Genomic DNA, 11,178 nt, shown 5'->3' on the forward strand with positions numbered 1-11,178 from the left:
CCGGGTTCCAGATGATGTTCGCGGTCATCACCGTGGCCCTCATCAGCGGCGCCATCGCCGACCGGGCCAAGTTCGGCGCCTGGCTGATCTTCGTTCCGGTCTGGGCCCTGCTCGCCTACTTCCCCGTCGCCCACTGGGTCTGGGGCGGTGGCTGGTTCGAGCTGATCGGCATCGGTGACGCGGGCGTCATCGACTTCGCGGGCGGTACCGCCGTCCACATCAACGCCGGCGCCGCGGCCCTGGCCCTCACCGTCGTCCTCGGCCGCCGCAAGGGCTTCGGCGTGGAGTCCATGCGTCCCCACAACCTGCCCTTCGTCCTGCTGGGCGCCGCCCTGCTGTGGTTCGGCTGGTTCGGCTTCAACGCCGGTTCGGCCTACGCCGCCGACGCGACCGCCGCCCTCGCCCTGGTCAACACCCAGGTCGCCACGGCCGCCGCGATCATCGCCTGGATGCTCGTCGAGAAGCTGCGCTACGGCAAGGCCAGCGCGCTCGGGTTCGCCTCCGGCGCCGTCGCGGGTCTGGTCGCGATCACTCCCGCCGCCGCGGACGTCACCCCGATGGGCGCCATCGCCGTCGGCCTGGTCTCCGGTGCCCTGTGCGCCTACGCCATCAGCTGGAAGTTCAAGTTCAAGTACGACGACGCGCTCGACGTGGTCGGTGTGCACCTGGTCGGCGGTGTCATCGGTTCGCTGATGATCGGTCTCGTCGCCGCCTCGGCGGCCAACGGCGCCGACGGCCTCCTCTACGGCGGTGGCATCGACCTGCTGGTCGTCCAGCTGATCGCGGTTGTCGCCACCATCGTCTACTCCTTCGTCGTCACCTGGGTCATCGCCAAGATCATCGACCTCGTCATGGGCTTCCGTATCCCGGAGGAGGTCGAGACCAACGGCCTCGACCACGAGCTGCACGCCGAGTCGGCCTACGCCTTCGAGGAACTCGACGAACTGGAAGGAGCGGTCTCCTCGCCGACGCCTCCGGGCGGGGAGACGGCCTCATCGCAGGCCAAGGCCTAGCCTCGACGCTGAGGTAGCGGGACTTGCGCCGCTGACGCGGTGAGGCGATCCAAGGAGCCGGCGGGGAGTGATCCCCGCCGGCTTCGTCGTGTCGCCCCCCGGGGCGCGTCCCGCCTATGGCCGGGCCGGACCGGGACTGGCCAAGGCGCGCGTCTTGGTTGGATACCCTTCAAGGCGATGCGGCGGTAGCGCCGGAGAAACCGTGGGAACCCGCCCGAGGAGAAGGCCGGGACCCGGAGACGGCCCCGTGCCCCGGACGGAACGCGCCGGGTACAACCGCGGGCCGCGGAGCCGCATCCCACGCCAGGGACGGGACACGCGTCGGCGGTCCCCCCTTCCCAAGGATCCACGCGTATTCGTAGAGCGCCCCGTTCGTCGGGGTCAGGAGGCAAGATGGCGCCGGTCAGTCACAACAGGGGTCGCAGGAGCGGTCGTACCGCGTTCGCCGCGGCGGGCACGGTCGTCGTGCTCGGTCTGACCGGCTGCTCGACCCTCAGCGGTCTCCTGCCGGGAGGCGGGGACGAGGAGGAGCCCAGCCCCGAGCCCACGGAGTCGGTGGCCGCGGCGCCCCTCCTGGAGGAGGCTCTCGCCGACCTGGCCGACTACCCCGCGCTCACGGCGACCGGCCAGGTGGCGCAGACCGTCGGCGCGGACGTGCAGGACACCTCCCTGACGGTGGCCGACAGCGGCGCGACCGACGGCACCATCCGGGCCAACGGCAACGAGGGCGAGATCATCGACGTCGACGGCCGCACCTACGTGCGCGCCACGGAGGACTTCTGGCTGGACCGGGGGGTCTTCGGGCCGGACTCCGACGACTTCGAGGACAACTGGGTGCGCGCCTCCGCCAGCCAGGTCGGGATCGAGCCCGGCGCCGTCCTCGCCCCGCCGGTCCTGGCCGAGATCCTGGGCGGGCTGGAGGTCGAGGAGGAGGACGCCGTCAAGGAGAACCTCGACGGCACCCTCACCTACCGGATCGACCTCGCGGGCGAGCGGGACCAGGTGTGGATCAACGCCGAGACCGACCAGATCCAGCGCATCGCCATCGAGGAGCTCGTTCCCGAGGGCGCCGAGACCGGCCCCCAGGTGCGGCTCGACCTGGCCCAGGCCGACCAGCCCGCGGTCGAGGAGCTCTACGCCGGCCTGGTCACCACCGTCGAGGAGGAGCTCACCAGCTCCCGGGACGCCCGCATCGAGGTGGCCTGGCAGGGTGAGCCGAACATGTCCTGCGGGGAGGGCCCGAACTGCACGTGGTCGGGGACCGCGTATGACGCGAGCGGGGCCGACGGCGGCAGCGTCTCGGTGCGGATGGACGTGACCTTCACCAACGACGAGCTCGGTGAGCAGCAGTGCAGCGACTCCGGCACCCTGGAGGCCGGCGGCACCCTGGAGCTGTCGTGCGGAGCCGACTACAACAACTCCGAGAGCGCGGACACCGCCGACCAGGAACGCTCGGTGGACGGTTCGGCCCAGCTCTCCACCCGCGGCGTGACCGATGAGGAGCAGGAGAGCGTCCTGGCGGCCCTGGGCGAGCAGCGCGAGGCGACGTTGTCCGGCGGCGCCGACGACGAGGAGAGCGGCGAGGCCACGGACGGGGAGTCCGCCGAGGAGACGGAGGGCTCCGGGAACTGAGCTCGGCCCAGGGTGGTCGAGGGCAGGTAACCTAGGAGACCAATTCCGAGACGAAGGACTGGCCACACTCGTGTTCGAGACGCTTTCCGACCGGCTGACATCGGTCTTCTCCTCGCTGCGCGGCAAGGGTCGCCTGTCGGAGGAGGACATCAACGCGACCGCGCGGGAGATCCGTCTCGCCCTCCTGGAGGCGGACGTCGCGCTTCCGGTGGTGCGCGAGTTCATCGCGCGGATCAAGGAGCGCGCCCGCGGGGAGGAGGTCTCCAAGGCCCTCAACCCGGCGCAGCAGGTCATCAAGATCGTCAATGAGGAACTGGTCGAGATCCTCGGTGGCGAGACGCGGCAGATCCGGTTCGCGAAGAACCCGCCCACCGTCATCATGCTCGCGGGCCTCCAGGGCGCCGGTAAGACCACCCTGGCGGGCAAGCTCGCCAAGTGGCTGGCCGGTGAGCGCAACACCCCGCTGCTGGTCGCCGCCGACCTCCAGCGCCCCAACGCGGTCACCCAGCTCCAGGTGGTCGGTGAGCGCGCCGGGACGCCCGTGTTCGCGCCCGAGCCGGGCAACGGGGTCGGCGACCCCGTCCAGGTCGCCCGCGAGTCCGTGGAGCACGCGCGGCGCAACAACCACAACGTGGTCATCATCGACACCGCGGGCCGCCTCGGTGTGGACACCGAGATGATGCAGCAGGCCGCGGACATCCGGGACGCGGTCAAGCCCGACGAGATCCTGTTCGTCGTCGACGCGATGATCGGTCAGGACGCGGTCAACACCGCCCAGGCCTTCCTCGACGGGGTCGGCTACGACGCGGTCGCGCTCACCAAGCTCGACGGCGACGCGCGCGGCGGTGCGGCGCTGTCCATCCGGCACATCACCGGCCGCCCGATCATGTTCGCCTCCACGGGCGAGAAGCTGGACGACTTCAACCTCTTCCACCCGGACCGGATGGCCTCGCGCATCCTGGACATGGGTGACGTCCTCTCGCTCATCGAACAGGCGGAGAGCACGTTCGACGAGGCCGAGGTCGCCAAGATGGCCTCGACCATCGCCTCGGACGAGGACTTCACGCTCGACGACTTCCTCGAGCAGATGTCGATGGTCCGCAAGCTCGGGCCGATCGGGAACCTGCTCGGCATGATGCCGGGCATGGGGCAGATGCGCGACCAGATCGACAGCATCGACGAGAAGGACCTGGACCGGATCCAGGCCATCATCCGGTCGATGACGCCCGGTGAGCGCGCCAACCCGAAGTCGATCAACGGCTCGCGCCGCCTGCGCATCGCCAATGGTTCGGGTACGCAGGTCAGTGACGTCAACGGTCTGGTCACCCGGTTCTTCGAGGCGCAGAAGATGATGCGCAAGATGAAGAACGGCGGCATGCCCGGTATGCCGGGGATGCCTGGCATGGGTGGTGGCGGCAACCGCAAGAAGGCCAAGGCCCAGGCCAAGAAGGCGAAGAAGGGCAAGCAGCGCAGCGGTAACCCCATGAAGGCCCGCCAGCAGGAGGCCGAGCGCGCCGCGCAGCGCCAGCGCCGCCAGGAGGAGGGCGATCAGACCACGCCGCAGCTGCCTCCGGGCCTCGGCGGCGGTGCCGGTCAGCCGACACTCCCGCCCGGTCTCGGCGGGCCGAACATGCCGGACCTGTCGAATTTCAAGCTGCCGAAGAAGAAGTAGCCCGAGCCGCGGTTCGCCGTGCGCGGCTGCCGCCGCCGAAGAACGCCGTGCGGCCCGTCCTGGGCCTGGACCCCGGGGCGGGCCGCACGCGTGTCGAAGGTGTGACGATACGCGCCCGGTGTCCTGTCCTAGGAACTCGTCGGAGTCTGGCACAATGAGTAGTCGACTAACGGTGGCTGGCCAGCCCTCTAACTCGCCCGCCGCCCACGTCTGCCCAGGCGGGTGCCACAACCCCACGTGGTTCGTCGCCGGGCGCCTAACACCGTTAATCGGGAGAAGACCACTCCAGTGGCTGTCAAACTGAAGCTCAAGCGTATGGGTAAGATCCGTACGCCCCAGTACCGCATCATCGTCGCCGACGCCCGCAACAAGCGTGACGGCAAGGCGATCGAGGAGATCGGCAAGTACCACCCCAAGGAGCACCCGAGCCTCATCGAGGTCGACTCCGAGCGGGCCCAGTACTGGCTGTCCGTGGGCGCCCAGCCGTCCGACGCGGTGAAGGTCCTCCTGCGCAAGACCGGTGACTGGCAGAAGTTCAAGGGCCTGCCCGCCCCGGCTCCGCTCCAGGTCGCCGAGGCCAAGGACCCCGAGGCCAAGGAAGCCGCCTTCCAGGCCGCCCTGAAGGAGCTCGTGCTTCCCGGCGGCGAGGCCAAGGGCAAGGCCAAGAAGTCCGAGAAGAAGGCGGACAAGGCGGCCGAGAAGCCCGCCGAGGCCGCCGAGACGGAGAAGTCCGAGGGCGAGGCCTGACGTGCTGGAAGAGGCGCTTGAGCACCTCGTGAAGGGGATCGTTGCGAACTCCGACGATGTCCAGGTGCGGGCCAGGAGGCTCCGCAAGGGCAAAGTCCTGGAGGTCCGGGTCCACCCCGACGACCTTGGCAAGGTGATCGGCCGCAACGGCCGCACCGCCAAGGCCCTGCGGACCGTGATCGGTTCCCTCGCCGGGGGCCGCTACGTCCGCGTGGACCTGCTGGACCTGCACGAGGTGCGCTGACACGCCTCACGGGGCGCCGACCGGACCGGTCGGCGCCCCGCAGTCATGCCCGGGGTCCGTCCCGGGCGCCGTCGTCCCGGCCCCGCGGGGGCCGGGCTCCAGGGAGGGACGGAGCTCCATGCAGCTCGTTGTGGGCCGGATCGGCCGTGCGCACGGTGTGCGCGGTGACGTCGCGGTCGACGTGCGCACCGACGACCCGGCGGCACGCTTCGCCGTGGGCTCCGTGCTCGCCACCGACCCCGCCGACACGGGCCCCCTGCGCGTGGCCGCCACCCGTCGCCACAGCGGGAAGCTGCTCGTACGCTTCGAGGGCGTCAAGGACCGGGACGCGGCCGAGGAGCTGCGCGGCACCGTCCTGCTGGTGGACTCTGCCGACATCGCCCCGATCGACGACCCCGACGAGTTCCACGACCACGAACTCATCGACCTGGCCGTGGTGACCACCGACGGCGACCCCGTCGGCCGGGTGGAGGACGTGCTCCACCACGCGCAGGACGTCCTGGTCGTCGCCACCGCGGACGGGCGGGAGGTCCTCGTGCCGTTCGTGTCCGCCCTGGTCCCCGAGGTCGACGTGGCCGCGGGCCGACTCGTCATCGACCCGCCCGACGGCCTGCTCGACCTCGCCGAGTGAAGGGGCGCCCATGCGCATCGACATCATCAGCATCTTCCCCGACTACTTCGCCCCCCTGGACCTGTCGCTGATCGGCAAGGCGCGCACCGCCGGCCTGCTTGACGTCCGTGTCCACGATCTGCGGTCCTGGACCCACGATCGGCACAACACCGTCGACGACACGCCCTACGGCGGCGGCCCCGGCATGGTGATGAAACCCGAGCCGTGGGGTGAGGCGCTCGACGAGGTCGTGGGTGAGGGCCCCGCGCGGCTGATCCTGCCGACCCCGAGCGGGCGTCCGTTCCGCCAGGCCGACGCCGAGCGGCTCCCGGGGGGGGGGGNTGGTCTTCGGGTGCGGTCGCTACGAGGGGATCGACGCGCGCGTGGCGGTGGAGGCCGCGCGGAGGATGCCGGTCGAGGAGTTGAGCATCGGCGACTACGTGCTCAACGGAGGCGAGTCCGCCACGCTGGTGATGGTCGAGGCGATCACCCGTCTCCTGCCCGGTGTGCTCGGGAACACGGAGTCGGCGGTGCAGGACTCGTTCGCCTCGGGTGGGATGGAGCACCTCGTCGAGGGCCCCGTCTACACCAAGCCCGCCACGTGGCGCGATCAGGAGGTGCCGCCGGTGCTGCTGTCGGGCAACCACGGGGCCGTCGACCGCTGGCGCCGCGACCAGGCGCTGCGCAAGACCGCGCGCAACCGCCCCGACCTGGTGGCGGCCACCCCGGAGGAGAGCCTGGACCGGCGTGACCGGGAGGTTCTCGCCGAGGAGTCCGTTCGGGACGGCGGCCAACCTGTGGCAAACTAGGTGAGTTCCCCCCTGGTGATCGGCCGCATCCGCATGCCGGCGGTACGACGTCGGCCTCTGTGACGGTCACTCGGGCGGTTCGACAGTCAGACCCATGAGGGCCCTCGCCCGCGCACCCCTTCCCGGCCACGGCGCCGGGGACAGGACGCGGAGCGCTACCGATGAGGATTCGCGAGATGCACACCGCCATTCAGGAGCTCGAGAAGGCTCAGCTTCGCACCGACGTCCCGGAGTTCCGTCCCGGCGACACGCTCAACGTTCACGTGCGCGTGACCGAGGGCAACCGTACCCGTGTCCAGGTCTTCAAGGGCGTCGTCATCCGTCGCCAGGGCTCGGGCAACCGCGAGACCTTCACCATCCGCAAGGTGAGCTACGGCGTGGGCGTGGAGCGTACCTTCCCCATCCACACCCCGGCCGTCGAGAAGTACGAGGTCGCCGCCCGCGGCCGCGTGCGTCGCGCCAAGCTCTACTACCTGCGCGAACTGCGCGGCAAGGCTGCCCGCATCCGCGAGCGCCGCGAGCCCGTCACCAAGTAGTTCCGGACTCCCCGACGCGGCTCTCCCATAACCTCACCGCCTCCCGGAGGGCGGCGGTATAGGCTTCGGGCGATGAGCAAAGACGACAGGGACCGCGTCGAGGACGGGGCCCAGGACGAGGATTCCGCCCGACCCGGCCCGGAGGAGCACGGCTCCGACACTGGCTCCCGAGTGCACGAGCACCCGGGAGCCAGTGGCGTCTCCGCAGGCGACGGTCCGGAGCAGGAGAAGGGGGCGGACGACGAGATGGGCAAGTCCGAGAGCAGCGAGAAGCAGGGGTCGTTCTGGAAGGAACTCCCCATCCTGATCGTCATCGCCATCGTGTTGGCCTTCGTGATCAGGACCTGGGTCATGCAGGCCTTCTACATCCCCTCCGGCTCGATGGAGAACACCCTCCTCGTGGGTGACCGTGTGCTCGTCAACAAGGTCGTCTATGAGATCCGCGAGATCGAGCGCGGCGAAGTGGTCGTCTTCAACGGTGAGGACTCATGGGACGATCCCAGCAGCGTGCAGGTGCCCGAGCCGACCAACCCGATCTCCGGCGCGTTCACGTGGGTGCAGCAGCAACTGGGGGCGGCTCCGACCGGCAGGGAGTACATCAAGCGGGTGATCGCCCTGCCGGGCGACGTGGTCGAGTGCTGCGACGAGCAGAACCGTGTCATGGTCAACGGTGTGCCCCTGGACGAGGACTACCTCTTCCCGGGCAGTCTGGAGAGCCACACCGAGTTCGGCCCGATCGAGGTGCCGGAGGGGCATCTGTGGCTGATGGGTGACCACCGCGCGATCTCCGTCGACTCCCGGTCCCACCAGAACGACCCGGGCGGCGGCGCGGTCCCGATCGACCGTGTGGAGGGGCGCGCCTTCGTGATCATCTGGCCATTCGACCAGTTCGGTTCGCTGGGTGTCCCGGAGACCTTCGAGGAACTCAACACCGCGGACGACTGAGGGGCATCGCTTCCGGGGATGACGGTGTGCGACGTGCGGACGACGGAACGGCGTCCGCCGGGGGGCGCCCCGATGACCGATGGGTGAAGGAAATCCTTCCGACGGGGTACACAGGGGCGTTCCGTGACGCATGATGGGTTCCAGGTCGTCCTCACGTCGTCCGTTCGTGGATTCGCCGCTCCGGTGGGAACAAGCCGGGGGCCGGCGGTGTCCATCGGACAGGGGGTCGAAAACGACCGGAGAGTGCGACGAAAGCGAGCGCGTGGATGAGTTCTGAGGACCTGGAGAAGTACGAGGCCGAGATGGAGCTCCAGCTCTATCGCGAGTACCGGGACGTCGTCGGGCTGTTCAGCTACGTGGTGGAGACCGAGCGTCGGTTCTACCTCACCAACCACGTCGACCTCCAGCCGCGTTCCACCGAGAACGGGGAGATGTACTTCGAAGTCGTGATGGAGGATGCCTGGGTCTGGGACATGTACCGGCCCGCCAGGTTCGTCCGCAACGTGCGTGTGGTGACGTTCAAGGACGTCAACGTCGAAGAGATCACCAAGGCCGACTTGGAGGTGCCTCCGACGGAGGGCGGTACGTCCTGACCCCTTGAGCCGGTGGCGGACCCGACCGCCACCGGGTTATCCACAGCTGGACGACGACCCCTGGCGCGCCGCCCGCCGATCACCGACCGTGGTAGCGGGAGGTGGTCGGTGATGGACGAGTGGGCCGTGTACCGCCGTGCGCTGGGTGGGCGCGGCGAAGATCTGGCGGTGGTCTTCCTCGAGCGGGCCGGGATGCGGGTACTCGACCGCAACTGGCGCGTCCCGGGCGGGGAGATCGACATCGTCGCCAGGGACGGCCCCGCGCTGGTCGTCGTCGAGGTCAAAACACGCACCTCAGTCCGCTTCGGTCACCCGATCGACGCGCTCACCCCGGCCAGACGGCACCGCCTGCGCGGACTCGGCGCGGCCTGGGCGGCCCGGCACCGGACGCCCGCCCGGCCGTTGCGCGTCGACGGGGTCGGCGTCCTGGTGTCCGGCGGCCGTGTGTTCGTCTCCCACGAACGGGGGATGGGCTGATGTCGTTCGGACGCGCCCACTGCGTCACCCTGGTCGGAGTCCAGGGGCACGTCGTGGAGGTGGAGGTCCACCTGGGCGGCGGCAACCCCGGGGTGACCCTGGTCGGGCTGCCCGACGCCGCCCTCCGGGAGGCACGCGACCGTATCCGGGCGGCCGTGGTCAACAGCGGGGAGCGCTGGCCCAGCGGCCAGATCACCATCAGCCTCTCCCCGGCCAGCCTGCCCAAGTCCGGGAGCCTCTTCGATCTCGCCATCGCCGGCGCCGTCCTGGCGGCCTCGGGCGAGGTGCCGATGGACCGTCTGGCCGACACCGTCCTCCTCGCCGAGTTGGGCCTGGACGGGCGCGCCCGTCCCGTACGCGGGGTGCTCCCCGCCGTGGTCGCGGCGGTCGACCGAGGCCATGATCGCTTCGTCGTCGCGCGAGGCAACGCCGACGAGGCCCGGCTCGTGCCCGGTGTCGAGGTGCGGGCGGTGGACGCGCTGGCCGACGTGTGCCACTGGCTGCGCGGCGGCGATCCGCTCGAGGAACCCGACGAACCGCGCGGTGCGTCCGTGAACACCGCGGAGGGCCCCGGGGTGGACCTGGCCGACGTGCTCGGACAGCCGGTGGCGCGCGGGGCGGTGGAGATCGCGGCAGCCGGAGGGCACAACCTCATGATGCTGGGTCCGCCGGGGACGGGGAAGAGCCTGCTGGCCGAACGGCTGCCCACGGTGCTGCCCCGGCTCACCCCGGCCGAGGCGCTGGAGGCGACGGCGATCCACTCGGTGGNGCGAGGGGCGCCGCTGATCACCTCCCCGCCCTTCGCCGCACCGCACCACTCCGCCAGCCGCGCCGCGATCATCGGAGGCGGCAGCGGGCACCCCACACCCGGTTGGGCCTCCAAGGCCCATCACGGCGTGCTCTTCGTGGATGAGGCCCCCCAGTTCAGCCGAGGCGTCCTGGATTCGCTGCGCGAACCCCTGGAACGGGGCGAGGTCGTCCTGGCCAGGGCCGCGGCCACGGTGGTCCTGCCTGCCCGCTTCCAGCTCGTGATGGCGGCCAATCCGTGCCCCTGTGCCAAACCCGGCTCCCTGTGCACCTGCCCGCCGGGCGAGCGCCGCAGATACATGTCGCGGCTCTCCGGCCCCCTGCTCGACCGGGTCGACCTCAAGGTGGAGCTCCAGCCCGTGGCACGGGCCGAACTCCTCGCGGACCGGGCGTTCGCCGAATCCTCGGCGGTCGTGGCGGCGCGGGTGGAGAAGGCACGGGCCCGTGCGGCGGCACGGCTGTCGCACACACCGTGGACCACCAACGCACAGATCCCGGGGGCGCGGCTCCGCCGGGAGTTCCCGGTGGACCCGGCCGCGCTGCGGGTGCTCGGCGGGGCCATGGACCGGGGCCAGATCAGTGCCCGGGGCGTCGACCGCGCGTTGCGGGTCGCCTGGACCCTGGCCGACCTCGCAGATCGGGACCGTCCCGGTGAGGAGGAGACCGCCTACGCCTTCGCGCTCTGGTCGGGGCGCGCGTGGTGACGCGGCCTTCGGGCCTGGGACCGGGGAGACGGGTGGAGGGGCGCTGTCACGGGCCGCCACGTGAAGACGGAGCCGGGACAGGGCGTGGACGTGAGCGCGGCGACGTGGTGGGGAGCGGAACGGGCGTGCCGGAAGCCGGAAGGCACACGAGTGAACGGACGTGCGGATTCGAGGACCCGGCCACGCGGCGATGTGGTGGGGAAGGGGGAGCCGGTGATCGGACGGGACGGTGAGGGGGAGGCGGACGCCCGGGCGCGGGCCTGCCTGACGGCCGTGGTGCCGCCGGGGGACCCGTGGGTGGGGGAGATGCTCGCCGACCACGGTGCGGACCGGGTGTGGGCGGAGCTGACGGCGGGCGCGCCACCGCCGACCGTATCGAGCGCCGTCGA

General features: G+C 70.7%; 11 protein-coding genes and 1 pseudogene. All 12 read left to right on the forward strand.

Annotated elements, in window-relative coordinates; genetic code table 11:
• Positions 1 to 1,013: ammonium transporter (locus D471_RS0108440; protein ID WP_017598211.1), on the forward strand; the 1,013-nt coding region annotated here is incomplete at its 5' end.
• Positions 1,014 to 1,406: 393 nt separating this feature from the next.
• The gene (locus D471_RS0108445) at positions 1,407 to 2,645 is read left to right on the forward strand and encodes a hypothetical protein (protein ID WP_017598212.1); all 1,239 of its coding nucleotides are present in this window, start codon (positions 1,407 to 1,409) and stop codon (positions 2,643 to 2,645) included.
• Positions 2,646 to 2,715: 70 nt separating this feature from the next.
• Entirely contained in the window at positions 2,716 to 4,317 is a 1,602-nt protein-coding gene (gene ffh, locus D471_RS0108450) for a signal recognition particle protein (RefSeq protein ID WP_017598213.1), read from the forward strand.
• 288 nt (positions 4,318 to 4,605) lie between these two features.
• Positions 4,606 to 5,064, forward strand: a complete 459-nt coding sequence (gene rpsP, locus D471_RS0108455) for a 30S ribosomal protein S16 (RefSeq protein ID WP_026127534.1) — start codon at positions 4,606 to 4,608, stop codon at positions 5,062 to 5,064.
• 1 nt (position 5,065) lies between these two features.
• Entirely contained in the window at positions 5,066 to 5,308 is a 243-nt protein-coding gene (locus D471_RS0108460) for an RNA-binding protein (RefSeq protein ID WP_017598215.1), read from the forward strand.
• 118 nt (positions 5,309 to 5,426) lie between these two features.
• The gene (gene rimM / locus D471_RS0108465) at positions 5,427 to 5,939 is read left to right on the forward strand and encodes a ribosome maturation factor RimM (RefSeq protein ID WP_017598216.1); all 513 of its coding nucleotides are present in this window, start codon (positions 5,427 to 5,429) and stop codon (positions 5,937 to 5,939) included.
• 10 nt (positions 5,940 to 5,949) lie between these two features.
• Positions 5,950 to 6,727: pseudogene (gene trmD, locus D471_RS33535) on the forward strand (tRNA (guanosine(37)-N1)-methyltransferase TrmD).
• Positions 6,728 to 6,903: 176 nt separating this feature from the next.
• Positions 6,904 to 7,263, forward strand: a complete 360-nt coding sequence (rplS, locus tag D471_RS0108475; protein ID WP_017598218.1) for a 50S ribosomal protein L19 — start codon at positions 6,904 to 6,906, stop codon at positions 7,261 to 7,263.
• Between the two features lie 72 nt (positions 7,264 to 7,335).
• The gene (gene lepB, locus D471_RS0108480) at positions 7,336 to 8,208 is read left to right on the forward strand and encodes a signal peptidase I (RefSeq protein WP_017598219.1); all 873 of its coding nucleotides are present in this window, start codon (positions 7,336 to 7,338) and stop codon (positions 8,206 to 8,208) included.
• Positions 8,209 to 8,474: 266 nt separating this feature from the next.
• Positions 8,475 to 8,801, forward strand: a complete 327-nt coding sequence (locus D471_RS0108485) for a DUF2469 domain-containing protein (RefSeq protein WP_017598220.1) — start codon at positions 8,475 to 8,477, stop codon at positions 8,799 to 8,801.
• Positions 8,802 to 8,912: 111 nt separating this feature from the next.
• Positions 8,913 to 9,278, forward strand: a complete 366-nt coding sequence (locus D471_RS0108490) for a YraN family protein (RefSeq protein WP_017598221.1) — start codon at positions 8,913 to 8,915, stop codon at positions 9,276 to 9,278.
• Entirely contained in the window at positions 9,278 to 10,789 is a 1,512-nt protein-coding gene (locus D471_RS0108495) for a YifB family Mg chelatase-like AAA ATPase (RefSeq protein ID WP_017598222.1), read from the forward strand. Before D471_RS0108490 ends, D471_RS0108495 begins: the two co-directional genes overlap by 1 nt.
• Positions 10,790 to 11,178: the final 389 nt, after the last annotated feature.

Origin of the sequence: Nocardiopsis lucentensis DSM 44048, from assembly GCF_000341125.1 — a bacterium.
In the GTDB taxonomy this organism is placed as follows: domain Bacteria; phylum Actinomycetota; class Actinomycetes; order Streptosporangiales; family Streptosporangiaceae; genus Nocardiopsis; species Nocardiopsis lucentensis.

Bases quoted from the DNA above. Each gene is read 5' to 3' on its own strand.
- rimM (WP_017598216.1), top strand. From the start codon at position 5,427: ATGCAGCTCGTTGTGGGCCGGATCGGCCGTGCGCACGGTGTGCGCGGT.
- rplS (WP_017598218.1), top strand. From the start codon at position 6,904: ATGCACACCGCCATTCAGGAGCTCGAGAAGGCTCAGCTTCGCACCGAC.
- D471_RS0108490 (WP_017598221.1), top strand. From the start codon at position 8,913: ATGGACGAGTGGGCCGTGTACCGCCGTGCGCTGGGTGGGCGCGGCGAA.
- D471_RS0108445 (WP_017598212.1), top strand. From the start codon at position 1,407: ATGGCGCCGGTCAGTCACAACAGGGGTCGCAGGAGCGGTCGTACCGCG.
- lepB (WP_017598219.1), top strand. From the start codon at position 7,336: ATGAGCAAAGACGACAGGGACCGCGTCGAGGACGGGGCCCAGGACGAG.
- D471_RS0108485 (WP_017598220.1), top strand. From the start codon at position 8,475: ATGAGTTCTGAGGACCTGGAGAAGTACGAGGCCGAGATGGAGCTCCAG.